The following is a 23,859-nucleotide window of genomic DNA, read 5'->3' as shown; positions in this document are numbered from 1 at the left end:
AAAGGCTTTGCATCGCCGGGGCGGCGCGGATCATGCGAGCAGCGCCCGCGCCGTGTCGCAATCGCGGGCCATCTGCGCCTGCAGGGCATCGATCGACGCGAACTTCGCCTCGGGCCGCAGGAAATGGTGGAAGGCAACCTCGATCTCCTGCCCGTAGAGATCGCCCGCGAAGTCGAAGAAATGCGGCTCCAGCAGCTCCTTGGGCGGATCGAACGTCGGCCGCACGCCCAGGTTGGCGGCGCCCTTCAGCGTCTCGCCGCTCGCCAGCAGGCGTCCGGTAACGGCATAGATGCCGTATCGCGGGCGGAGATAGTTTTCGAGCGCGAGGTTCGCGGTGGGATAACCGATGCTGCGGCCCAGCTTGTCGCCGTGCTGCACCACGCCGCGAATGGCGAACGGGCGGGTGAGCAGGCGCGTGGCGGTTTCGCAATCGCCATCCTGCAGCGCGCGCCGTATCCGGCTGGAGGAAACCGGCGCGCCCTGGTCCAGCACCGGCGGCACGGTGCGGGTGGCGATGCCGACCTCGCGGCCCAGCGTTTCCAGCAACGCGCGATTGCCGCTGCGCCCCTTGCCGAAGGTGAAGTCCTCCCCCGTCACGACGCCCGCTGCGCCGATCCGCCGGCACAACAGGTCCGCGACGAATGCTTCCGCCGATGTTCCGGCCAGCGCGCCGTCGAAATGGAACACCAGCATCGCGGTGGCACCGGCGGCGAGGTAGAGCGCGTGCCGCTGTTCCAGCGTGGTCAGCCGGAACGGCGCGGCGTCGGGCTTGAAGTAGCGCACGGGGTGCGGATCGAACGTGGCGACGATGCTCGGCCGGCCTTCCGCCCGCGCCCAGCGTATCGCCTCCCCCGTCACGGCTTGGTGGCCCAGGTGGAAGCCGTCGAAATTGCCCAGGGCCAGGATCGCCCCGCGCAGGGCTTCGGGCACGGGTTCCCGGTGGTCGAGCCAGCGCATCAGGCGGCGCGTTCCAGCGTCACGAAGGAGAACGCGGGCGCGGCCCCGTCCGCCGCATGATCTTCGCGCGCGATCTCCCGCCACTCGGGGTCGAAGGGCGGCACCGTGGTGTCGCCGGGCACGTCGGCGTGCACTTCGGTGAGCTCGATGCGGGTGGTGTGGGGAAGCATCAGGCGATAGATCTCCGCGCCGCCGATCACCGCGACCGGGCCGTCGCCCGCGCGCGCCAGGGCCTGGCGTGCGGAATGGACCACCTCCGCGCCCGGTGCCTGCCAGCCGGGATCGCGGGTCAGCACGATGTGTCGCCGGCCGGGGAGCAGCCGGCCCAGGCTCTCGAACGTCCTGCGGCCCATGATCATCGGGCGGCCCATCGTCAGCGCCTTGAACCGCTTGAGGTCCGCCGGGATGTGCCAGGGCAGCGCGCCGTCGCGCCCGACGGTGCCGTTGCGCGCGCGGGCGAGGATGGCGGTTACGCTGTGTACCACAGGCGCGTCACGTGGCCCATCTTGCGCCCCTCGCGCGCCTCGCGCTTGCCGTAGAGGTGCAGGTGCGCCGCCGGGTCGGCGAGCAGGCCGGGCGCGTGGCCGATGTCGCCGATGAGGTTGTCCATCGCGATCCGGCGGGCGAGGGTGGCGGTGTCGCCAAGGGGGAGCCCGGCGACGGCGCGGATGTGGTTTTCGAACTGGCTCGTCGCCGCGCCTTCGATCGTCCAGTGCCCCGAATTGTGGACCCGCGGGGCCATTTCGTTGAACACCGGCCCGTCCGCCGTGGCGAAGAATTCGCAGGTCATCACGCCGACATAGCCGAGCTCCGCCGCGATGCGGGCGGCGAGCGTGCGCGCGGCGGGGACCTGGGCCGCGACCGATGCGCCCGCCGGCAGGACCGACTGGCGCAGGATGCCGCCCTCGTGCCGGTTCTCCGCGCTGTCCCAGAACGCCACCGTGCCGTCCGCGCCGCGCACCAGGATGACGGAAAATTCCGCTTCGAACCGCACCAGCCCTTCATAGACGCAGGCGCCCTGCGGCAGGCGGATCGCCTCGGCATCGCGGACAGAGGAAATGCGCCACTGGCCCTTGCCGTCGTACCCGTCGCGCGCGGTCTTGAGGATGCCGGGCGTGCCCACCCGCTCGATCGCGCGGGCGAGGTCGTCGACGGATTCGACGCTGGCGAACGGGGCGGGCCGCCCGCCGAGCCGTTCGGCGAAGCGTTTCTCCTTCAGCCGGTCCTGCGCGGTTTCCAGCGCGCGCAGGTTCGGCGCGATCCGGTCGGCGAGGAAGGCGAGCTGCCCGGTGGGGATGTTCTCGAACTCGAAGGTCAGCACGTCGCACGCCGCGGCGAAGCGGTGGAGGGCGAGCGGGTCGGTGAAGGGCGCCACCGTCGCCTCCGCCGCAACCTCCGCCGCCACGCTGTCACGCTCCGGCGTGTAGATGTGCACGCGGTAGCCGAGCTGCGCCGCGGCCACGGCGAGCATCCGGCCGAGCTGGCCGCCGCCAAGGATGCCGATCGTCCCCCCGATGGCGAGCATCAGCCCTCCGGCACCTCGGCCACGGACCCGGTGCGGTCCGCGCGCCACGCCTTGAGGCGCTGCGACAGGTCCGCGTCGGACAGCGCCAGGATGGCCGCGGCGAGGAGGCCGGCGTTGGTCGCGCCGGGCTCGCCGATGGCCAGGGTCCCGGTCGGCACGCCGGCGGGCATCTGGACGATGGACAGCAGGCTATCGAGGCCCTTCAGCGCCTTTGATTTCACCGGCACGCCCAGCACGGGCAGGTGCGTGAGCGCCGCGATCATGCCGGGAAGGTGCGCCGCGCCGCCCGCGCCGGCGATCACCACCTTGAACCCGTCCGCATGCGCGGACTTGCCGAAGGCGAAGAGCCGGTCGGGCGTGCGGTGGGCCGAAACGATGCGGGCCGAATAGCTGACGCCCAGTTCGTCGAGCACGTCCGCGGCGCAGCGCATCGTGCTCCAGTCCGACTGGCTGCCCATCACGATCGCGACGTCGGCGCGTTCGCCCGTTGCCGCCACCGTCTCGTCCGCGCCGGCCACGTCAGCGATCCTTGAGGTAGTAGCGGGGGCCGGGCGCCATGTCCGCGCCGAATTCGAACACGATCGGCTGGCCGGTGGGGATTTCCAGTTCCGAAATCTCTTCGTCGGAAATGGCCGAAAGGTGCTTCACCAGCGCGCGCAGGCTGTTGCCGTGCGCCGAGACGATCACCGTCCTCCCCGCGGCCAGCACGGGGAGGATATCGCTTTCGTAATAGGGCAGCACGCGCTCGATGGTCAGCTTCAGGCTTTCCGCACCCGGCACCGCGATCCCGGCATAGCGGGGGTCGGCGGCAAGGTCGAATTCGCCGCCGGCCTCCAGCATCGGCGGCGGCACGTCGAAGCTGCGGCGCCAGATGTGCACCTGTTCGTCGCCGTGGCGGTCGCGCGTCTGCTGCTTGTCGAGCCCGGTCAGCCCACCATAGTGCCGTTCGTTGAGGCGCCAGTCCTTGGTTTCCGGGATCCACAGGCGCCCGCACGCTTCCAGCGCCAGGTGCAGGGTCTTGATCGCGCGGGTCTGCAGCGAAGTGAAGGCCACGTCCGGCAGCAGGCCCTTGTCCGCCAGCAGCGCGCCGGCGGCGGTGGCCTCGGCCACGCCCTGTTCGGTCAGGTCAACGTCCCACCATCCGGTGAAGCGGTTTTCCAGGTTCCATTGGCTCTGGCCGTGGCGGACCAGGATCAGCGTGGCGCGGGGCGTGGACAAAGCGGGCAGGCTCCTGCAGCAAATCGGGAGCGCCCGCCCCTAGCGGCGGGGCGTTTCTTTGGGAAGGCTTGGCGCGCCGCCTGCCTCGGCGTCCGCTCCGGCATCGGAGGCCGCGGCCATCGCGCGGGCCTGCGCCTTGCGCCGGTGCAGGTTGGCGCGCAAGCTGGCGGCCAGGCGCTCCTCGCGCGGCGACTTGGCATCCTGTGTCATAGGCCCAACCGATTGCCCTGCCGGGACGCGGCTGACAAGACCGGCGCTGGCAAGACCGGCGCTTGACAAGGAAGGGCCGCCCTGTAAGGCGCGCCGCCTCGACTGGCACGCTGCTGTAGCTCAGTGGTAGAGCGCACCCTTGGTAAGGGTGAGGCCGGGAGTTCAATCCTCCCCAGCAGCACCATTCTTCCCCAGCCGGTTCCCGCACCGATTCGGCGGACGCCAGTCGCCCCGCCCCTCCGCCCGCCGCACCGCCCACAACGCGCGAATGCGCTTGCATCGGCGCGGCGTGTTATTCATCTAAGGCACCATGGAAACAGGCGCGGCGCAGCAGGGTCTTTCGTCGGATGCGGCGGGCAGCACGGTGCCGGCTGTGGGCCAGGCCGTGAGCCAGGCCGTGGACCACGATGCGGACGGGCTGACGCCGCTCCACCCGAATCACGTGAACCTGCTCCGTGTCCAGACCGCGCTCGGGACATTGCCTGCGGTCATCGCGTCGCTGGTGATCGAAACGGCCGGGCTGCTGCCGACCGGCGTGTTCATCGTGCCGGTTTTGCTGGCCGCCGCGTTCCTGATCCTGCGTGTGCCCCTGCGGCGCCACGCCGCGCGCGGTTTTGGCCTGGGGGCCGATCGGCTGCGGGTGGTGCGCGGGCTGCTGTTCCGGTCCGACACGGTGGTGCCGTTCGGGCGCATCCAGCATATCGACGTGACGCAGGGGCCGCTCGAACGCGCATTCGGCCTCGCCACGCTGGTGGTGCACACGGCGGGCACGCACAACGCCAGCGTGGCGCTGCCCGGCCTTGCCGAAAGCGACGCGGCCGCCATGCGTGAAGCCATGCGCGCGCACATCCGCCGCGAGACGGTGTGACCGCCGAAACCTTTGACACGCCGGGCGGGGCCACGCCCGGGGAGGCCACCCGCGGGGCGACCGTTTCCCAGCCGCGCCGCACCGCGCCCATCGGCATCGTCGTCGGCGCGCTTTCCGACATGCGCAAGGCCGTGCTGCCCGCCATCGCCGGTGCCATCGGCCTGCGTTCCGAACTGAGCGGGATCGGCTTTGTCGCCGGTATCGCCATCCTGGCGATCGCGATCGGCGCGGGCGTTGCGGTGCTGCGCTGGTGGCGAACGACCTATACCGTGGGCGCGGAGGATATCCGGCTGGAGACGGGCGTCGTCTCGCGCGCGGCGCGCTCCGTCCCTTACGAGCGCATCCAGGACGTCAGCCTGGAGCAACCGCTGCTGGCGCGCCTGCTGGGCCTGACCCAGGTTCGGTTCGAGACCGGGGCCGGCGGCAGCGACGAGATCGCGCTCGCCTACCTCCCGGTTGCGGAGGGCGAGGCGCTGCGCGAACTGGTGCGCGAGCGGCGCGACGATCATGCCGCCGTGCCCGCCGCCGGCGCGACGGCGGAGGACGCGAACGCGCAGCCGGTCGGCGCCGTCCTGTTCGCCATGAAGCCGGCGCGCGTCGTTACCTTTGGCCTGTTCGAATTCTCGCTCGCCGCGGTGGCGGTGGTCGCGGGCCTGGCGCAGCAATTCGATTTCCTGCTGCCGTTCGACGTGTGGGACTGGGACGAATGGCAGGGTGTGCTGGGGGTTCCGGTGGACCGGCTCGCCGCGCTCGGTCCGGTGATGCAAGTGGTGATCGGGCTCGCGACGCTGGCGGCCCTGTCGGTGGTCGGTTTCGCCACCGGCATCCTGCGCACCGCGCTGCGGGACTGGGGGTTCGTGCTGGAGCGCACGGCCAGGGGATTCCGCCGGCGTCGCGGGCTCCTCACCACGACCGACATGGTCATGCCCGCGCACCGCGTCCAGGCGCTGGAGCTGCGCACCGGATGGCTGCGCCGCCGGTTCGGCTGGCACGGGCTGAAGTTCGTCAGCCTGGCGCAGGATGCCGGTTCCGGCAGCCATGTCGTGGCGCCGTTCGCGCAGATGGAAGAACTGGCACCGATCGCGGCGGCGGCGGGGTTTGCGCTGCCGGGCGACGGCACCCTTTGGCAGCGGCCGGCGCGCCGCGCGTTCGTGGATAGGGCCGTGCTGGGCGCAGCGGTGCCAATCCTGGCCGCCGCTGCCCTGGCAATCTTCGCCGATCCGCGCCTTGCGCTCGTGCCATTGCTGGCCGTGCCGGTCATTGCGGCAGGACAGGCGCTGGCCTGGCGGCGCGCGCGCCATGCGCTGGATGCGCGGCAGGTGTTCACGCGGCGCGGCTGGCTCGCCCCGCGTATCGATGTTGCCCAGCGGGTGAAGCTGCAATCGGTCGAGATCCGCCAGGGTCCGCTCGGCCGGCGAGGCGGCTATGCCACGCTCCACCTGGGTCTGGCCGGCGGCACCATGGCGATCGACGCACTGCCCGCCGGAGAAGCGCAGCGGATTCGCGATGCGGTTGTCGAAAGCGTCGCGGGGCTGGACTTCTCGCAGGTCAGCTAGGCGGGTTTCAGCTCGGCGTCTCGGCCAGCAGGTCGGCCCACTCCGGGTGGCGGCGGAACTGGGCATCGACATAGCTGCACGCCGGCACGATCGTGAAGCCTTCCGCCCGCGCATCCGCCACCAGCGCGTCCACCAGCGCCGCCGCCACGCCGCGCCCGCCGATTTCGGGCGGCACCAGCGTGTGATCGGCGATCCGCGCGTTGCCCCGGCCTTTCCACGTCAGCCGGCCCACGGCTCTGCTGCCGGGTACGGTGGCGCGGTATTCCCCGCGCGCTTCGTCGCCCTGGTGCGTGATCTCGATACCCTCGATTGTCATGGTGTCCACGTCTCCTTCTTGCGCTCAACGCGCGCCGCGCTAGGGCCGTTCCGCCATGGTCCGCACCGCGCAATTCCTCTCCGACAACGCCGCCTCCGTGCATCCCGCCGTGTGGGACGCGATGCGCGCCGCGGACGAAGCGCAGCCGCCCTATGACGGGGACGCGCTGTCGAAGGAGCTCGACGCGCGGTTCAGCGACCTGTTCGGGCGCGAAGCCCACGCGCTGTGGGTGGCGAGCGGCACCGCCGCCAACTGCCTGGCGCTCGCCACGATGTGCCCGCCCCACGGCGGGGTCGTCTGCCACCGCGAGGCGCATATCGAGATGGACGAAGGCGGCGCGCCGGGCTTCTTCCTCCACGGCGCCAAGCTGCTGCTGGCGGACGGGGAGGGGGCCAGGCTGACCCCGGATGCCGTGCGCGCGGTGGTCGACCCGATCCGGCCCGACGTGCACTGGGTGCAGCCGCACGCCCTCAGCGTCACGCAGGCGAGCGAATACGGGCGCGCCTACCGCCCGGGCGAGCTTGCGGCGCTGGGCGAACTGGCGAAGGCGCGCGGGCTGGGCTTTCACGTGGACGGTGCGCGCTTTGCCAACGCGGCGGCGTTCCTCGGGTGCTCTGCCGCCGAGGCCGCCGGGCCGTGCGACGCGCTGAGCTTCGGGTTCATCAAGAACGGCGGCATGGGCGCCGAAGCGATTGTGTTCTTCGATGGCGAGGCGGCAGCGCTCGCCCGCTGGCGACGCAAGCGCGCGGGGCACCTGCAATCCAAGGGGCGCTATCTCGCCGCGCAGATCCTGGCGATGCTGGACGGCGACCTGTGGCTGGCGAACGCCCGCGCCGCCAACGCCGCCGCGGCGGAGATCGCGGGCGCCTGCGCCGACCGCCTGCTCCATCCGGTCGAGGCCAACGAGGTGTTCGTCCGCGTCAGCGCGGCGGAGCGTGAAGCCCTGCGGCGGCAGGGCTATGCCTTCTACGACTGGGGCAGCGATGCCGCGCGCTTCGTCGCCGCATGGAACAGCCGGGCCGAAGATGCCTCCGCGCTTGCCAGGGCCATCGCCGCGCTGTGAGCCAGGATCCCAACCCGCCGCACGCGCTGCTGCGGCCGCGCATCGCGATCCCCTTTATCCTGACGGCACTGATCTGGGGTTCGACCTGGTATGTCATCCGGGGGCAGATCACCGACGTTCCCGGACAGTGGTCGATCGCCTACCGCTTCGCGATGGCGGCCCCGGCGATGTTCGCGCTCGCCATCGCGATGCGCAAGTCACTGGCGATGCCGGCCCGCGCCCATGGGCTGGCGATGGCGATGGGCCTGCTCCAGTTCTGCGGCAACTACACGTTCGTCTACGCGTCCGAAGCGCATCTCACGTCGGGCGTGGTCGCGCTGCTGATCGGGATGATGTTCGTGCCCAACGCGCTGCTGGCCCGCGCGCTGCTGGGCCAGACGGTGACGCGCCGCTTCGTCCTGGGCAGCGCCATCGCGCTGGCGGGCATTGCGGTCCTGCTGGTGAACGAGGCGCGGGCGGCCCCGATGGGCGGGGCCGACGTGCCGCTCGGCACCCTGCTCGCGCTGGGCGGCATGCTGGTGGCCTCCGTCGCCAACGTGATCCAGGCCGGACCCGCGGGGCGGGGCGTGCCGCTCGTCACCCTGCTGGCCTGGGCGATCCTGTACGGCACGGGGATCGACGTGGCGGCGGCGTGGATCGTGGCGGGGCCGCCGGTGTTCCCGGATGCGCCCGCGTACTGGCTGGGCACCGCGTGGCTGGCGATCGCCGGCACGGTCGTCACGTTCCCGATGTACTACCAGCTCGTGCGGGAGCTTGGCGCGGGCCGCGCGGCTTACAACGGTGTGCTGGTGGTGGTGATCGCGATGGCGATCTCGACCCTCCTGGAAGGATACGTCTGGTCGGCACTGGCCATAACTGGCGCCGCGCTCGCCACCGCCGGGATGATCGTGGCCTTGCGCGCCCGCCAGGTCGCCCCCTAGCTGCCGGCTGAAAGCAGCGCGCGCAGGCCTTCGCGATAAGTCGGATAGCGCGGCCGCCAGCCGAGCACCCGCCTGGCCTTGCCGTTCGCGATGCGGCGGTTTTCCGCGTAGAAGCCGCGCGCCGCGGGCGAGAGGCCCGCGTCCTCCAGCGCTTGCAGCGGCGGCGGGGGCGTGCCGAGAAGGCGGCAGGCTTCATCGACCACGGCGTTCGCGCTCGCGGGAAGGTCGTCCGCCAGGTTGTAGGCGCCGGCGGGCTTGCCGAAGGACTGCGCCACGCCATCCGCGATGTCCGCCACGTGCACGCGGCTGAAGACCTGGCCCGGCAGGTCGATGCGATGCGCCGTCCCGGCCAGCACCCGGTCGAGCGGGCTGCGCCCGGGGCCGTAGATCCCCGGCAGGCGGAACACATGCGCGCCGCGTTCCAGCCAGGCGGCGTCCGCCGCGCTGCGCGCGCTGCGCCGCCCGGTGCCTGTGGGCGCGCTTTCGTCCACCCACGCCCCGCCGGTATCGCCATAGACCCCGGTGGAGGAGAGATAGCCGATCCAGCGACCGCCCAGCGCGTCGCCGTAACGGTCCAGCACCGGGTCGGCGCCGTCGGCTGGCGGGACGCAGGAAAGCACGTGGCTCGCGCCGGCAATGGCGCGGCGCACGCCATCGTCGTCCGCGAAGTCCACCGATCCGTCCCGCCCGGTCGCCGAAACCGTCCAGCCATCCAGCCGCGCCGCGACCGCGCGGGCCGTGTAGCCGAAGCCGAAAATGAACAGATGGCCCATGTCGTGCGTTTAGCGACTCGACACGCGCCCGATAAGCTTGGATCGATCTTCCCCATGGATATTGCCCGCACCCCATCGACGCCCGACGGCAACCCCGAAATGGCCGACGTGCCGCCCTCCACCCGCGAGCGTGACGCCGAACCGCCGCTGATCCGGCGTGAGAATTACGCCCCGTTCCCCTGGCTCGTGCCCGAGACGCACCTCGCCTTCACCCTCGGCCTCGAAGAGACGCTGGTGGTCGCCACCCTCACGCTCGAGCGCAATCCTGCGGCCGATCCGTCCCCGGCCATCCGCCTCGACGGCGACGGCATTTCGCCCCGCTCCGTCGCCATCGACGGCGAGCCGGCGGGCGACTGGTGGCTGGACGACGGCGACCTCGTCATCACGTTGCCGGCTGAATCCCACACGCTCAGGATCGAGACGGTCATTTCCCCGACCGCCAATTCCCAGCTCATGGGTCTTTATGCGTCGAACGGGATGCTCTGCACCCAGTGCGAGGCGGAAGGGTTCCGGCGGATCACGTTCTTCCCCGACCGGCCGGATGTGCTCAGCACCTATACCGTGCGGATGGAAGGACCGAAGGACGCCTTCCCCGTACTCCTGTCGAACGGCAACAAGGTGGCCGAAGGCGGCGAGGGCGCCGTGCACTGGGCCGAATGGCACGATCCCTGGCCCAAGCCGAGCTACCTGTTCGCCCTGGTGGCCGGCAACCTTGTGGCGCGAAAGGACAGCTTCACCACCATGAACGGGCGCCACGTGGACCTTGCCATCTGGGTCCGCGGCGAAGACCTTCCACGCACCGGGCACGCGATGGAATCGCTTAAGAAATCGATGCGCTGGGACGAAGAGGTGTTCGGCCGGGAATACGATCTTGACGTGTTCAACATCGTCGCCGTGGGCGATTTCAACATGGGCGCGATGGAGAACAAGGGCCTCAACGTCTTCAACACCAAGTACGTGCTGGCCGACCCCGAGACCGCGACCGACGGCGACTACGACGGAATCGAGGGGGTGATCGCCCACGAATACTTCCACAACTGGTCGGGCAACCGCGTGACCTGCCGCGACTGGTTCCAGCTGTCGCTGAAGGAAGGCTTCACCGTCCTACGCGACCAGCTGTTCAGCCAGGACATGCAGGGCGAAGCGGTCAAGCGGATCGAGGACGTGCGCCTGCTGCGCGGCGTGCAGTTCCCGGAGGATTCCGGCCCGCTGGCGCACCCCATCCGGCCCGACAGCTTCCGCGAGATAAGCAACTTCTACACCCCGACGATCTACAACAAGGGAGCCGAGGTGATCCGCATGATGCGGACCATGGCGGGGCCGGAACGGTTTCGCCGCGGCACCGACCTCTATTTCGAGCGCCACGACGGCGAGGCGGCGACGTGCGAGGACTTCATCCGCGCGATGGAAGAAGGGGCCGCGCTCGACCTCGCGCAGATGCGCCTGTGGTACTCCCAGGCCGGAACCCCGAAGGTGGACGTCACGCTCGCCCATGATGGCGAGACCGCCACTCTACGCCTGCGGCAAACCGTACCGCCCACGCCCGGCCAGCCTGACAAGCAGCCGATGCCGATTCCCCTGCGCCTCGCCCTGTTCGACCGCGAAAGCGGCCGTCATCGCGGCGAGGAACTGATCGTGCTGGCGGGCGAGGAGGAGACTTTCTCCTGGTCCGGCTTTGCCGAGCGGCCCATCCTGTCGATCAACCGCGGCTTTTCCGCGCCCGTCACGATCGAGCGGGACATGCCGGCGGACGATCTCCTGTTCCTTGCCGCGCACGATGACGATCCGTTCGCCCGGTATGAAGCGATGCAGGAACTGGTTCTCGGCCACCTCGTCGCGGCCGTGGGCGACGGGCTGTCGGACCAGGCGATCGAGGCCGGACGCGCCGCGATCGGCGAGGCCCTGCGCGCCGTGCTCAACGACCCGGGGATCGATGACGCCATGCGGGGCGAACTGATGATGCTCCCCAGCCAGACCTACATCGCGGAAGCGCTGCTGGTCGCCGACCCAGCCCGCATCCATGCCGAACGCGAAAGCCTCAAGGCATGGCTGGCGCGCGCCCTCGAAAGCGATCTCCTTCCCCTCTACGAACGGACGAGCGGCGCGGTCGCCGGCATGGACCCGGCCGCGCGCGGCGCCCGCAAGGTGCGCACGCAGGTGCTGGTGTTCCTCGCCGCCGGCAATCCCGATCGCGCCGCGCAGATCGCGGCCGCGCAATATGACGGTGCGCGGACGATGACCGACCGGCAAGGCGCGCTGATGGTGCTGACCGGCCTGTCGGCCCCGCAGCGGACGCACGCGCTGATCGACTTCTACAACCGTTACCAGGGCAACGCGCTGGTGATCGACAAGTGGTTCAGCCTGCAGGCAAGTTCGCTGCATCCTGCCGCGATCGAGCATGTGAAGGCGCTGGCACATCACGCCGATTTCACCCTGCGCAATCCCAACCGGGTGCGCAGCCTCTACATGGCGTTCGCCGGCAATCCGCACGCGTTCCACGCGGCAAGCGGCGAAGGCTACCGGATGATCGCCGATCTCATCATCGCGCTCGATCCCATCAACGCGCAGACGGCGGCGCGCTTCGTCACGCCGCTGGGGCGCTGGCGGCGGATAGAGCCGGGGCGCGCCGCGCTCATGCGGGCGGAGCTGGAGCGGATCGCCGGGCAGCCGGGGCTGTCGCGCGATACCTTCGAACAGGTGAGCCGCTCCCTTGGTTGAGGCGATCACCGTTCCCGCGCTGCGGGGGGTGCCGCACGGCTTCATGTCGCGCCGCGGCGGCGTGTCGCACGGCGCGGTCGCCGGGCTCAACTGCGGTTTCGGGGCGGGGGACGACCCTGTGGCCGTGGCGGAAAACCGCCGTCTTGCCGCCAATGCCGTGCTCCCCGGCGCGGCGCTGATCGGCCTGCACCAGGTCCATTCGGCCGACGTGGTGACGGTGCGCGATGCGTGGGGCGACGACGCGCGGCCGCACGCGGATGCCATGGTGACGGACCGGCCGGGCGTGCTGCTCGGCATCCTCACCGCGGACTGCGCGCCGGTGCTCCTCGCCGATGCGGAAGCGGGCGTGGTCGGCGCGGCGCATGCCGGCTGGCGCGGGGCGCAGGGCGGGGTCGTCGCCAACACGGTCGCCGCGATGGTCGCGCTGGGTGCGCGGCTCGATCACATCGCCGCCGCCGTGGGGCCCTGCATCGGGCAGGCGAGCTACGAAGTGGGTACCGACATGCGCGCCGCCTTTGCCGAGCGGGACGCGGCGTTCTTCCGCGAAGGCGAGCCGGGCCGCTGGTGGTTCGATCTGGCGGGTTACGTCGCGCGTGCCATCGTCGATTCGGGTGTGCGCGCGCCCGAGGTCGCGGGGCGGGATACGTACGCCGAACCGGCGCTGTTCTATTCCTATCGCCGCGCGACCCATCTCGGCGAGCCGACATATGGCCGTCAACTCTCGCTGGTCGGGCTGCGCTGAAACCCGCGCAACGGGCCGCAAATGGCGGTTGGCAAGGCTCTGTCTTGCGTATATGCGCGCCGCAAACCGGCACCATGCGGGCGTTTCGCGCGCCTTTGTGGTGAACCGCGACGACAGGGGCTCCAGCTTCGTTTCTCGCGATTGACCGGCAGGTATATCACGCGTTTCGCCATTCCCGGCGGGGCGCATGCGAAGACGATAACAAGGCAGGCACGGCTGATGGCTGACACGACTGGCGACGCGATCCCCGGCACCGTTACGGTGGCCGACGACGGGATCCGGCGGCGCGACTTCATCAACGTGGCGGCGGTCGCCGCGGCAGGCGCGGGCGGGGTCGTCGTCCTCTATCCGCTGATCAGCCAGATGGCCCCTTCGGCCGACGTGCTCGCCGAAAGCAGCACGGAAATCGATACCTCCACGATCCAGCCCGGCCAGGCCATCAAGGCGGTGTTCCGCAAGCAGCCGCTGTTCGTGCGCCGCCTGACCCCGCAGGAAATCGCCGCGGCCAACGCGGTCAACGTCGGCTCGCTGCGCGATCCGCAGACCCTGCAGGAACGCACCAAGGAAGGGCATGAGGACATGCTCATCACCATGGGCGTGTGCACGCACCTCGGCTGCGTGCCGCTGGGCGCCGCCGAGGGCGAGGTGAAGGGCGAATTCGGCGGGTATTTCTGCCCCTGCCACGGTTCGCACTACGATACCGCCGCGCGCATTCGCAAGGGCCCGGCGCCCACCAACCTCGAAGTGCCGGAATACGAGTTCACCAGCGACACCGTCGTCAGGGTCGGCTGAGGCGAGAAAGAGCAAGAACGATGAGCTTCCCCTGGGCCAAGCAATACGAACCCGTTAACCCGGTCATGCGGTTTCTCGACGAGAAGCTGCCGCTGCCGCGCCTCGTCTTCAACGCGGTGGGCGCCGGCTATCCCGTGCCGCGCAACCTCAATTACATGTGGAATTTCGGCGTTCTCGCCGGTTTCTGCCTGGTGTTGCAGATCGTCACCGGCGTCATCCTGGCGATGCACTACGCGTCGAACGCTTCGGTGGCCTTCGCCTCGACCGAACACATCATGCGCGACGTCAACTGGGGCTGGATGCTGCGCTATGCGCACGCCAACGGCGCCAGCATGTTCTTCGTGGTGATCTACCTCCACATCTTCCGCGGCTTCTTCTATTCGAGCTACAAGGCCCCGCGCGAGATGATCTGGCTGATCGGCGTGGTCATATTCCTGCTGATGATGGCCACCGCGTTCATGGGCTATGTCCTGCCGTGGGGCCAGATGAGCTTCTGGGGGGCCAAGGTCATCACCGGCCTGTTCGGCGCCATTCCGGTGGTGGGCGAGCCGATCCAGGTCTGGCTGCTGGGCGGTTACGCGCCCGACAACGCCGCGCTCAACCGCTTCTTCAGCCTGCACTTCCTGCTGCCGTTCGTGATCGCGGGCGCGGTGATCCTGCACATCTGGGCGCTGCACATCCCGGGTTCGTCGAACCCGACCGGGATCGAGGTGAAGCAGGAAAGCGACACCGTGCCGTTCCACCCGTACTACACGGCGAAGGACGGCTTCGGGCTGGGCGTGTTCCTGCTGATCTACTGCGGCCTGCTGTTCTTCGGCCCCAACCTGCTGGGCCACCCGGACAACTACATCGAGGCGAACCCGCTTTCGACGCCGGCGCACATCGTGCCCGAATGGTACTTCTGGCCGTTCTACGCCATCCTGCGCGCCTTCACCGCGGACTTCTTCTTCATCCCCGCCAAGCTGATGGGCGTGCTGGCGATGTTCGGCGCGATCCTGCTGTGGTTCTTCCTGCCGTGGCTGGACAAGGGCCCGGTGCGCAGCGGCCACTACCGCCCGCTGTTCCGCAAGTTCTGGTACGTGTTCCTCGTCGCCATGGCGATCCTGTTCTGGTGCGGCGGCGCGCCGGCGGAAGAGCCCTACGTCATGCTCAGCCAGCTGGCGACGGCGTACTACTTCCTCCACTTCCTCGTCATCCTGCCGATCGTCTCGATGATCGAGCGACCGGAGCCGCTGCCCTATTCCATCACCGAAGCGGTGCTGGGCGAAGACAAGGCGGCCGTCCTCGGCGAGAACGCCACGCCGGCGACGTAAGCGACAGGTTCAAGGAAAACGACAATGATCCGCCTTATCGGAATCCTCGCCGGCCTGTTCTTCAGTGTCGCTGCCCTCTGGGGCCTCGGCAACGGGCTCGCCACGGTCATCGCCGACGGACAGCTCAAGGAGCCGACCGTCGAGCATGAATTCCACTTGCCGGCCCGCCCGGCGAACCTGCAGTCGGACGGCCCCTTCGGCACCTGGGACCTGGCGCAGCTCCAGCGCGGCTTCCAGGTTTACAAGGAAGTCTGCGCGGCGTGCCACAGCCTGAAGTTCGTGGCGTTCCGCGACATGGCGGCGCTCGGCTATTCCGAAGCCGAAGTTAAGGCGCTGGCCGCCGGCTTCCAGGTGCCGGGCATCGATCCCGCCACGGGCGAGGCGACCCTGCGGCCCGGCCTGCCGACCGATTACTTCCCCTCCCCCTATCCCAACGCGGTGGCGGCAGGCGCGGCGAACAACAATGCCATCCCGCCCGATCTTTCGCTGATCACCAAGGCGCGCCACCACGGCACCGACTACGTCTATTCGCTGCTGACCGGCTATCGCAACGTCGATACCTTCAGCATCGGCGGCAAGAACGTGCGCGACGAATTCCCCGAATTCGCAACGCCGCCCAACACGCATTTCAACCCCTATTTCGCGAACCTCAACATCGCGATGGCGCCGCCGCTCACGGCCGAAGGCCAGGTGACCTATGCCGAAGGGCAGCCGCGCGCCACGGTGGACCAGATGAGCAAGGACGTTGCCGCCTTCCTCACCTGGACGGCTGAACCCAAGAAGGTGAAGCGGACCCAGGTCGGCTGGCCGGTGATGGGCTTCCTGCTGTTCGCGACGATCCTTGCCTACCTCGCCAAGGGGCAGGTCTGGGCCGCGATCAAGCCGAAGAAGAAGCACGCCTGAGGCCGACGGCGGGGCAGCCCGCATGCTCGATATCGCAGCGGTGCGGGCGCTGGTCCGCACGGTGCCCGATTTTCCTGAACCGGGGGTGATGTTCCGCGACATCACCCCGCTCGTCGCCGACGCGCAGGGCTTGCGCTCCGCCGTCCGGCACCTCGCCCATCGCGCACGCGCGGGCGGGGCGGATGCCATCGCCGGGATGGAGGCGCGGGGGTTCATCTTCGGTGCCGCGGTGGCGGTCGAACTCGGGATCGGGTTCGTTCCCATCCGCAAGCCGGGAAAGATCCCGGTCGCCACCCTCGGGATCGACTATGCGCTGGAATACGGCACGGACCGGCTCGAAATCGACCCCACCGCCGTCACCCCTGGCCAGCGCATCGCGATCGTCGACGATCTGATCGCCACCGGCGGCACGGCAATTGCGGCCGCGCAACTGATGCGGCGTGCCGGCGCTGCGGTCGACCAGGCGCTGTTCGTGATCGACCTGCCCGATCTCCAGGGCGCGGAGCGGCTGCGCAGCGCCGGTTTGACGGTCGAGGCGTTGATGGAATTTCCCGGCCACTGACGCCAGGCGCGCAACGATCCGGTTGACGCACGCGGGCACCGCGTGGCAAGCGGCGCGCTGCCCAGATTGTCTGGTCCGGGCGGGTATAGCATAGTGGTAATGCTCTAGCCTTCCAAGCTAGCTAGAGGGGTTCGATTCCCCTTACCCGCTCCATCTTCCCCGCTCCATTTCACCCACTCGATCGCCGCGACGTGCGAGCCGCCTCGGGCCACTCCGCCGATTCCCCCAAGACGCGCAGTCCCGGCGCGCGCGCGCTTCAGGCGACTGGCATGTTGTCGATCAGGCGCGTGCCGCCGATGCGGGCGGCGACGAGCAGCCGGGCAGGCTCCGGCCCGAGCGCGGGGAGAGGTGCGAGCGTGGCGGCATCGGCAAGATCGGCGTAATCGACGCTGGCAAATCCTGCCGCGACGATTTCGGCCTCCATTGCGGTGAGTGTGCCACCTGCATCCGCGCCGGCAAGCAGCGCGACGATCGCCCGGCGCATCGCGCGGGGCAGCGCGCCCGCCCGGGTGCGGGCCTCCGGCGTCAGGTACCGGTTGCGGCTCGACAACGCGAGCCCATCCGCTTCGCGCACGGTCGCCACGCCCACGATCGCATCGGCGTGCGGCGCGGTGAGGTCGAGGTCGCGCGCCATGCGGCGGATGACGGCGAGCTGCTGCCAGTCCTTTTCGCCGAACAGCGCCACATCGGGCCGAACCTGGTTGAACAGCTTGCAGACGACGGTCGCCACCCCGTCGAAATGCCCCGGCCGTGCCGCGCCGCACAGCCGCTCGCTCACGCCCGTCACCGAAACATTGGTGGCGAACCCCGCCGGGTACATCGCGCCGACTTCGGGCGCCCACAGCAGCTCCACCCCTTCGTTCTCCAGCAGCGCGGTGTCGGCCGCCAGCTGGCGCGGGTAAGCGTCGAGATCCTCGTTGGGCCCGAACTGCCGCGGGTTGACGAAGATGGAGACCACCACCGCGTCGGCATGGCGGCGTGCCTCGCGTACCAGGGTCAGGTGCCCTTCATGCAGTGCGCCCATCGTGGGCACGAGAGCGACACGCGCACGATCCTGGCGCAGGCCCGCCACGGCCTTTCTCAACACTTCCAGCGTCGTCGCCGTTTGCACGTCCGCCCGTCCCTCAGCTATTCTGCCCTGCGATCAACGCCCCTAGCGGGGGCCAAACGGGAATGCACGCGTGACCAAGTCCGCCACAAAGGCCGCTCATCGCATCGTCTTCGCCAACGAGAAGGGCGGCACCGGCAAATCGACCACAGCGGTGCATATCGCCGTCGCGCTCGCCTACCGCGGGGCGAAAGTGGCGGCCATCGATCTCGATCCGCGCCAGCGCACGCTGTATCGCTATTTCGAGAACCGGCAGGAAACCGCCGCCCGGCGCGGCATCGACCTGCCCACCGCCCGGTTCGAAGTGTTCGAGGACGGAACCCCGGAGGAACTGGAGGCCGTGGTCGCGAACCTTGCGGAAGGTCACGACTTCGTGGTGTTCGACACCCCGGGGCGCGACGATCCCCTGGCACGCCATGCCGCGACCGAGGCGGACACGCTCGTCACCCCGCTCAACGACAGTTTCGTCGATTTCGACCTCATCGGCCAGGTCGACGCCGAAACCTTCAAGGTGCGGCGCCTGTCTTTCTATGCGGAGCTGATCTGGGAAGCCCGCATCAAGCGCAGCCGCAGCCAGATCGAACAGAACCGGCGCGAAATGGACTGGGTCGTCGTGCGCAACCGCACCGGCCATACCGAGGCGCGCAACATGGCCCGCATCGAACGCGCGCTGGCGGAACTGTCCAAGCGCGTCGGCTTCCGCGTGGCGCACGGCCTGTCCGAACGGGTCATCTATCGCGAACTGTTCCCCAGCGGGCTGACGCTGCTGGACAAGGGCCATCTCGGCGAACTCGGGACCAGCCACCTGGTGGCGCGGCAGGAACTGCGGGCGCTGGTCGCCGCGCTGAACCTGCCTGCCAGCACGGCCAGGGAAGCGGAACTGGCGCTGGCCTGACTTAACCGCTAGCCCCGCCGGCGATGCTCAAGCTGCTGTTCTTCGCCGCGCTGATCGCGCTCGCCGTCCGGGTGGTCCTGGGCCGCTGGCCATGGGAATACCTGACCGCGAAACCGACCCGCGGCTTGGCCGTTTTCGAAGCGCGTCAGTTGCTGGCGGTGCGCGAAGGCGCTTCGCGTGCCGAGATCGTGGAGGCTCACCGCCGCAAGCTTGCCGCAGTCCATCCCGATCGGGGGGGCACGAACGCACAGGTGCACGCGGTGAATGCGGCGCGCGACCTGCTGCTGGCGCAGCTACCCGGATCCAGTTGAGGAATACGCGCGTGAGCCACACTTTCGATCCCACTATCCTCCGCGAATACGATATCCGCGGGATCATCGGCGAAACCCTGGGCGCGGATGACGCCCGCGCGATCGGGCGCGGCTTTGCCACCATGCTGCGGGAAGCGGGGGGGACCAGGGTCGCCGTGGGATACGACGGCCGCGTCAGCTCCCCCATGCTGGAGCACGCGCTGATCGAAGGGCTCACCGCCAGCGGATGCGACGTGGTGCGCGTGGGGATGGGCCCCACCCCGATGCTCTATTACGCCGAAGCCTCAGCCGAAGATGTAGATGGCGGCATTCAGATAACTGGCAGCCACAATCCCGCCAATTACAACGGCTTCAAGATGGTATCCCAGGGCCGGCCGTTCTTCGGGGCCGACATCCTCGAGATCGGCCGCCGCGCGGAGGCCGGCGAATGGGCGGATGGCTCCGGCTCGGTCGAAAGCCGCGAGATCATGGCCGAATACATCGATCGCCTGGTCGCCGGGCTGGAGGGGATCGGCCACGAAGCGCTGGCCGGACTTCGGATCGGCTGGGACGCGGGCAACGGCGCCGCCGGCCCCGCGCTCGAGGCGCTCGCCGCCCGGCTTCCCGGCGAACATCATCTTCTCTTCACCGAAGTCGACGGGAACTTTCCCAACCATCATCCTGATCCTACCGTTCCGGAAAACCTTGAAGACCTGCGCCGGCTTGTCAGCGAGAAGAACCTCGACTTCGGAGTGGCTTTCGACGGCGACGGCGACCGGATCGGCGCGATCGACGGGGAAGGCCGCATCATCTGGGGCGATCAGCTCCTGATGATCTATGCCGAAGACCTGCTTCGCGAACGGCCCGGCGCGACGATCATCGCCGATGTGAAGGCCAGCCGCGCGCTGTTCGAACGCGTGGCGGAACTCGGCGGCAAGCCCTTGATGTGGAAGACCGGGCACAGCCTGATTAAGTCCAAAATGAAGGAAACAGGCGCGCCGCTGGCCGGCGAGATGAGCGGCCACGTCTTCTTTGCTGACACGTATTACGGCTATGACGACGCGCTTTATGCCGGCGTTCGGCTGATCGCGGCGTCAGCAAGGCTCGGCAAGTCGGTGACGGAATTGCGCAGCGCGATGCCGGCGATGGTCAACACGCCCGAACTGCGGTTCCAGGTCGATGAAAGCCGCAAGTTCGCCGCGATCGAGGAAGTGAAGGCGCGCCTGTCCGGCACCGGCGCAGACGTGGACGGCACCGACGGGGTCCGCGTCACAACGCCCGACGGGTGGTGGCTGCTGCGCGCATCGAACACGCAGGACGTGCTGGTGGCCCGCGCCGAAAGCACCGACGAAGCCGGGCTGGCGCGGCTGATGGAGCAGATCGACGCGCAGCTGGAGGCGTCGGGCCTCAAGCGGGGCCCGCAAGCCGGGCACTAGGGCCTGCTTCAAACGAGGCGACAATGAAAAAAGGGCCCGCGCGATGCGGGCCCTTCTCGCTAGCAGAAATAGCGTGCGATCAGCTTTCGGCCGTGCCGCTACCCGTTCGGGACAGTTCGGCGTTGCCGCCCATGCGCGGGCTTTCATTCGAAGCCAACCCGGACGTGCCTGTGGTCTGAACACGCAGGTTGTTCTGCACGTGCTTCACGCCCGAGAGGTCTTCGACCAGGTCTTCCGCCCGGCGCTTGGCCTGGCGGCTGTCGACCGTGCCATCGAGGGTCACTTCGCCTTCGTGCACCGTCACCTGGATGTTGCGCGCGTCAAGGGTCCAGTCTTCGGTCAGGCGGTCGCAGGCATCCTCCAGCACGCGCTCGTCGGACCGGTTGTAGTTTGCCGGGCCGTTGCCGCGATGGTCCTGCTTGCGCCGGCGGGCGGCGTCCTCGTCGCCGAACCAGCTCGCCACCTCGTCGCTGGCGCGTTCGAAGAAGCCGCGGTCATGCCCGCTGTCATCCCAGCTCCCGCTGCGGCCGTGGACCGACCGGTTGTCCGCCCGGCCGTATGTCGCGCCGTATCCGCTATCGCCTTGCAGGCCATAAGCGCTGCTGGCGCGCGAACGGTCGTCGTATGCGCCGCCGTATCCGCCGCCGGACCACCCCATGCCGCGATCACGCTGCGAGGAACCGAAGCTGCTGCGGTGGCTGTCGCCATAGGCGCCTTGCGCGAACCGGTCGTGCTGGGCGCCATAGCCGCGGCGCTCCATTCCGCCGCCGCCCCACGCGCCGTGGTCGGACATGCGCGACTGCGAATCGTCATAGGAACGCCAGCGGCTCTCGCCCATCTGGCTTCCTCCACCATAGCCGAAATCCTGGCTGTAATTGCCGTCATCTTCGAACTGTTCGGCCTGGCGGCTGCCGTATGACTGCGACGGGTCACGATAGTCGCCGCGCTGGCCGCGCCTGTAGCGGTTGCGGTCGCTGCGATTGCGGTCGTCCATTTTTCGCTCTCCTTGGTTCGTGTCTCGTATCAAATCAAACAATGGGCGCGCCGTCGGTTTCCCGGCTCGGCGCAACCGCGTCGCAGTTCGGCGCATGTGTCGTGTGCCGGGCGGCTGGATATCGTTGCGCTGTGGAGCTTTGTTCCGCTTCGTGCTTTGCCCCATGGATGGCCCAGCGTGCATCGATCGTCCCGCCCGAGATTGCCGGCTGGTTTGCCGGGCGCGGCTGGCGCGTGCGGCGGCACCAGGCCGAGATGCTCGCCGCCAGCGACGCGGGGCATCACGCGATGCTCGTGGCCGATACGGGCGCCGGCAAGACCCTGGCGGGGTTCCTGCCGACGCTCGCGGCCTTCTGCTCATCGCGCGGAGCGCCGCCGGGCGACGGGATCCATACCCTTTACGTCTCCCCCCTGAAGGCGCTGGCGCACGACGTGCAGCGCAACCTGGTGACGCCGGTCGAGGAGATGGGGCTTCCCATCCGCGTCGAGACGCGCAGCGGCGATACCCCTTCGGACCGGAAGCGGCGCCAGCGGGAGAAGCCCCCGCACGTCCTGTTGACGACGCCGGAATCGCTGTCGCTCCTGCTCAGCTATCCCGAAAGCTTCACCCTGTTCGCCAGCCTCAGGCGGGTGGTGATCGACGAAGTGCACGCCTTCGCGACCGGTAAACGCGGCGATCTTCTCGCGCTCGCGCTGTCCCGCCTCCAGGCAATCGCGCCGCGGATGCAACGCGCCGCTTTGTCGGCAACGGTCGCCAATCCGCAGGGCTTCCGCGAATGGCTCGCCCCCTGGGGTGATATCGACAGCGTGGCCCTGGTCGAAGGGGAAGAGGGCGCGCCGCCCGAAGTCGAGATCCTCTTGCCGATCGAGGAGCGGGTGCCCTGGGGCGGCCACGCCGGGCGGTGGGCAATTCCCCAGCTTTATCAGGCGATCCGCCAGAACCGCACCACGCTTGTGTTCACCAACACGCGCTTCCTGGCGGAATACATCTTCCAGATGCTGTGGGAGGTGAACGAGGACACCCTGCCGATCGGCATTCACCACGGCAGCCTGTCGAAAGAGGCGCGGCGCAAGGTGGAAGGGGCGATGGCGCGGGGAGAACTGCGCGCGCTGGTAGCCACCGCCAGCCTCGACCTGGGGGTCGACTGGGGTGATATCGACCTCGTGGTGCAGATGGGCGCGCCCAAGGGCTCCAGCCGCCTGCTGCAGCGTATCGGGCGCGCGAACCATCGGCTCGATCAACCCAGCCGCGCGATCCTGGTCCCCGGTAACCGGTTCGAATTCCTCGAGGCAACCGCCGCCAAGGATGCGGTGGACGAAGGGCAGCGCGACGGGGAGGACTTCCGGCCCGGAGGGCTCGACGTTCTGGCCCAGCACGTCATGGCGTGCGCCTGCGCCGCGCCGTTCAACGAGGAGGAACTGCTGAGGGAGGTGCGCTCCACGCTCGCCTACGCCTGGGTCGATGCGGCCGTGTGGGAACGCGTGCTCGCGTTCGTCGCCACCGGCGGGTACGCGCTCAAGGCCTACGACAAGTTTCGCCGCATCGTGCGAACGAGCGATGGAAGCTGGCGCCTCGCGCACCCCGAACACGCAGCCCGCCACCGGCTGAACGCCGGGATCATCGTCGATTCCGAAATGCTCGACGTCCGCTTCAGAAACGGCCGCTCGCTGGGCAAGGTGGAAGAACGCTTCGCCGCTTCGCTGACACCGGGAGATACATTCCAGTTCGCCGGCCTGAACCTGGAGGTCGAGCGGATCAAGGATATGGAACTGACGGTCCGCGCCAGTTCGAAGGCCGCCATGATCCCGAGCTATGGCGGCCAGCGACTGCCGTTGACGACTCACCTCGCCACCCGGGTCCGCCAGATGCTGGTGGACCGCGCGGGCTGGGCCCGGTTCCCGGACGACGTCCGCGAATGGCTGGAAGTGCAGGACTGGCGCAGCCAGATGCCGGGCCCCGAGACGCTGCTGGTGGAAACCTTCCCGCACGCAAGGAAGCACTACGCGGTATTCTATACCTTCATCGGCTGGAACGCGAACCAGTCGCTGGGCATGCTGATCACCAAGCGCATGGAGGACCGCGGACTGATGCCGCTTGGTTTCAACGCCAACGACTATTGCCTGGCGGTGTGGAGCCTCAAGCCGATCCCGGATCCCGCGCCGCTGCTCTCGCCGGACATCCTGCAGGACGAATTCGTCGAATGGGTGCAGAACTCGCACCTCCTCCGCCGCGCCTTCCGCGAAGTGGCGGTGATCGGCGGGTTGGTGGAACGCCAGCACCCGGGCAAGCGCAAGACCGGCAAGCAGGTCACGTTCTCCACCGACCTCATCTACGATGTGCTGCGCAAGTACGAGCCGGACCACGTGCTGCTGGAAGCGGCCTGGGCCGATGCCCGCGTGCTGATGACCGACATCGGGCGGCTGGGCGACCTGCTGGACAAGGCGTCCGATCAACTGCTGCACGTCGAGCTGGAGCGGGTCAGTCCGCTCGCCGTGCCCGTGATGACGCTGATCGGCCGCGAGCGGCTGCCCGAAGGGGCCGCCGACGACGTGCTGCTGCTGGAGGCCGAGGGCCTGGCGGCCGAGGCAATGCGGGTGGAGGAGACCGCCTCGATCGAGGGTGACTAGCCGCGGAAGGGATGCACGGGCGCTGGTATTTACAGCCACACGCTCGAACGAAAAAGGGCGGCCCCTGGAGGCC

General features: G+C 69.1%; 24 protein-coding genes and 2 tRNA genes. 16 read left to right on the top strand and 10 right to left on the bottom strand.

Going from position 1 to position 23,859, the window contains the following annotated elements; genetic code table 11:
- Positions 1-30: 30 nt before the first annotated feature.
- The 6 genes from GRI40_RS08680 to GRI40_RS13705 form a co-directional block, all read right to left on the bottom strand.
- A complete protein-coding gene (locus tag GRI40_RS08680; RefSeq protein ID WP_160610946.1) occupies positions 31-957 on the bottom strand; it encodes a bifunctional riboflavin kinase/FAD synthetase in 927 nt (308 codons plus the stop codon).
- Positions 957-1,442: a dihydrofolate reductase gene (locus tag GRI40_RS08675; RefSeq protein ID WP_160610945.1), complete on the bottom strand. Its 486-nt coding sequence runs from the start codon at positions 1,440-1,442 to the stop codon at positions 957-959. The genes GRI40_RS08680 and GRI40_RS08675 overlap by 1 nt, the downstream gene beginning before the upstream one ends.
- Positions 1,427-2,482 (bottom strand): 5-(carboxyamino)imidazole ribonucleotide synthase, encoded by a 1,056-nt coding sequence (locus GRI40_RS08670; RefSeq protein ID WP_160610944.1) that lies wholly within the window; start codon positions 2,480-2,482, stop codon positions 1,427-1,429. The genes GRI40_RS08675 and GRI40_RS08670 overlap by 16 nt, the downstream gene beginning before the upstream one ends.
- A complete protein-coding gene (gene purE / locus GRI40_RS08665; protein ID WP_160611514.1) occupies positions 2,482-2,940 on the bottom strand; it encodes a 5-(carboxyamino)imidazole ribonucleotide mutase in 459 nt (152 codons plus the stop codon). Before purE ends, GRI40_RS08670 begins: the two co-directional genes overlap by 1 nt.
- A 61-nt stretch (positions 2,941-3,001) precedes the next feature.
- Positions 3,002-3,700, bottom strand: coding sequence for a 2,3-diphosphoglycerate-dependent phosphoglycerate mutase (gene gpmA / locus GRI40_RS08660; protein WP_160610943.1), 699 nt, complete (start codon positions 3,698-3,700; stop codon positions 3,002-3,004).
- A gap of 39 nt (positions 3,701-3,739) precedes the next feature.
- On the bottom strand, positions 3,740-3,910 hold the full coding sequence (locus GRI40_RS13705) for a hypothetical protein (protein ID WP_202390172.1): 171 nt from the start codon (positions 3,908-3,910) through the stop codon (positions 3,740-3,742).
- A gap of 109 nt (positions 3,911-4,019) precedes the next feature.
- On the opposite strand from GRI40_RS13705, the gene GRI40_RS08655 reads away from it, so the two are divergent.
- From GRI40_RS08655 to GRI40_RS08645, 3 genes are all read left to right on the top strand, one after another.
- Positions 4,020-4,094: transfer RNA gene (locus tag GRI40_RS08655), tRNA-Thr, on the top strand.
- 126 nt (positions 4,095-4,220) lie between these two features.
- Entirely contained in the window at positions 4,221-4,778 is a 558-nt protein-coding gene (locus tag GRI40_RS08650) for a PH domain-containing protein (RefSeq protein ID WP_160610942.1), read from the top strand.
- The gene (locus tag GRI40_RS08645; RefSeq protein ID WP_337190529.1) at positions 4,775-6,334 is read left to right on the top strand and encodes a PH domain-containing protein; all 1,560 of its coding nucleotides are present in this window, start codon (positions 4,775-4,777) and stop codon (positions 6,332-6,334) included. Before GRI40_RS08650 ends, GRI40_RS08645 begins: the two co-directional genes overlap by 4 nt.
- A gap of 7 nt (positions 6,335-6,341) precedes the next feature.
- On the opposite strand, the gene GRI40_RS08640 is transcribed toward GRI40_RS08645, so the two are convergent.
- Complete coding sequence (locus tag GRI40_RS08640) at positions 6,342-6,650, bottom strand: GNAT family N-acetyltransferase (protein ID WP_160611512.1); 309 nt, start codon at positions 6,648-6,650, stop codon at positions 6,342-6,344.
- 55 nt (positions 6,651-6,705) lie between these two features.
- Between GRI40_RS08640 and GRI40_RS08635 the strand changes: the two genes are divergently transcribed.
- Positions 6,706-7,713 carry a threonine aldolase family protein gene (locus GRI40_RS08635; RefSeq protein WP_160610941.1) on the top strand — a complete coding sequence of 336 codons (1,008 nt, stop codon included), beginning with the start codon at positions 6,706-6,708 and terminating at the stop codon, positions 7,711-7,713.
- Positions 7,710-8,633, top strand: a complete 924-nt coding sequence (locus tag GRI40_RS08630) for a DMT family transporter (protein ID WP_337190528.1) — start codon at positions 7,710-7,712, stop codon at positions 8,631-8,633. Before GRI40_RS08635 ends, GRI40_RS08630 begins: the two co-directional genes overlap by 4 nt.
- Here GRI40_RS08630 and GRI40_RS08625 read toward each other — a convergent pair.
- Positions 8,630-9,406, bottom strand: a complete 777-nt coding sequence (locus GRI40_RS08625; protein ID WP_160610939.1) for a Rossmann-fold NAD(P)-binding domain-containing protein — start codon at positions 9,404-9,406, stop codon at positions 8,630-8,632. The genes GRI40_RS08630 and GRI40_RS08625 overlap by 4 nt on opposite strands.
- A gap of 54 nt (positions 9,407-9,460) precedes the next feature.
- Here GRI40_RS08625 and pepN point away from each other — a divergent pair, with 54 nt between their 5' ends.
- The 7 genes from pepN to GRI40_RS08590 all read left to right on the top strand — a co-directional run bounded on the left by pepN (position 9,461) and on the right by GRI40_RS08590 (position 16,589).
- Positions 9,461-12,124, top strand: coding sequence for an aminopeptidase N (gene pepN, locus GRI40_RS08620; RefSeq protein ID WP_160610938.1), 2,664 nt, complete (start codon positions 9,461-9,463; stop codon positions 12,122-12,124).
- Positions 12,125-12,167: 43 nt separating this feature from the next.
- The gene (gene pgeF / locus GRI40_RS08615; RefSeq protein WP_160611511.1) at positions 12,168-12,866 is read left to right on the top strand and encodes a peptidoglycan editing factor PgeF; all 699 of its coding nucleotides are present in this window, start codon (positions 12,168-12,170) and stop codon (positions 12,864-12,866) included.
- A 219-nt stretch (positions 12,867-13,085) separates the two neighbouring features.
- Positions 13,086-13,658: a ubiquinol-cytochrome c reductase iron-sulfur subunit gene (petA, locus tag GRI40_RS08610; RefSeq protein WP_202390171.1), complete on the top strand. Its 573-nt coding sequence runs from the start codon at positions 13,086-13,088 to the stop codon at positions 13,656-13,658.
- 20 nt (positions 13,659-13,678) lie between these two features.
- Positions 13,679-14,971 (top strand): cytochrome b, encoded by a 1,293-nt coding sequence (locus GRI40_RS08605; protein WP_160610937.1) that lies wholly within the window; start codon positions 13,679-13,681, stop codon positions 14,969-14,971.
- Positions 14,972-14,995: 24 nt separating this feature from the next.
- Positions 14,996-15,874, top strand: coding sequence for a cytochrome c1 (locus GRI40_RS08600; RefSeq protein WP_160610936.1), 879 nt, complete (start codon positions 14,996-14,998; stop codon positions 15,872-15,874).
- A gap of 22 nt (positions 15,875-15,896) precedes the next feature.
- Positions 15,897-16,436: an adenine phosphoribosyltransferase gene (locus tag GRI40_RS08595; RefSeq protein WP_160610935.1), complete on the top strand. Its 540-nt coding sequence runs from the start codon at positions 15,897-15,899 to the stop codon at positions 16,434-16,436.
- Between the two features lie 79 nt (positions 16,437-16,515).
- Positions 16,516-16,589: transfer RNA gene (locus GRI40_RS08590), tRNA-Gly, on the top strand.
- A 103-nt stretch (positions 16,590-16,692) separates the two neighbouring features.
- On the opposite strand, the gene panC is transcribed toward GRI40_RS08590, so the two are convergent.
- Positions 16,693-17,547, bottom strand: a complete 855-nt coding sequence (panC, locus tag GRI40_RS08585) for a pantoate--beta-alanine ligase (protein WP_160610934.1) — start codon at positions 17,545-17,547, stop codon at positions 16,693-16,695.
- Between the two features lie 70 nt (positions 17,548-17,617).
- On the opposite strand from panC, the gene GRI40_RS08580 reads away from it, so the two are divergent.
- From GRI40_RS08580 to pgmG, 3 genes are read left to right on the top strand one after another with little or no spacing between them, the layout of a single operon-like run.
- A complete protein-coding gene (locus GRI40_RS08580) occupies positions 17,618-18,439 on the top strand; it encodes a division plane positioning ATPase MipZ (RefSeq protein ID WP_160610933.1) in 822 nt (273 codons plus the stop codon).
- Between the two features lie 23 nt (positions 18,440-18,462).
- Entirely contained in the window at positions 18,463-18,750 is a 288-nt protein-coding gene (locus GRI40_RS08575) for a J domain-containing protein (protein WP_160610932.1), read from the top strand.
- Between the two features lie 11 nt (positions 18,751-18,761).
- Positions 18,762-20,165, top strand: coding sequence for a phosphoglucomutase/phosphomannomutase PgmG (gene pgmG, locus GRI40_RS08570; RefSeq protein ID WP_160610931.1), 1,404 nt, complete (start codon positions 18,762-18,764; stop codon positions 20,163-20,165).
- Between the two features lie 79 nt (positions 20,166-20,244).
- On the opposite strand, the gene GRI40_RS08565 is transcribed toward pgmG, so the two are convergent.
- Positions 20,245-21,159, bottom strand: coding sequence for a BON domain-containing protein (locus GRI40_RS08565; protein ID WP_202390169.1), 915 nt, complete (start codon positions 21,157-21,159; stop codon positions 20,245-20,247).
- A 167-nt stretch (positions 21,160-21,326) separates the two neighbouring features.
- On the opposite strand from GRI40_RS08565, the gene GRI40_RS08560 reads away from it, so the two are divergent.
- Positions 21,327-23,786 (top strand): ligase-associated DNA damage response DEXH box helicase, encoded by a 2,460-nt coding sequence (locus GRI40_RS08560; RefSeq protein WP_160610930.1) that lies wholly within the window; start codon positions 21,327-21,329, stop codon positions 23,784-23,786.
- Positions 23,787-23,859: the final 73 nt, after the last annotated feature.

The organism is Tsuneonella aeria (genome assembly GCF_009827495.1).
GTDB lineage: Bacteria > Pseudomonadota > Alphaproteobacteria > Sphingomonadales > Sphingomonadaceae > Tsuneonella > Tsuneonella aeria.
The sequence above is the reverse complement of the archived record's forward strand: the minus strand, read 5'-3'. Positions and strand labels throughout refer to the sequence as shown.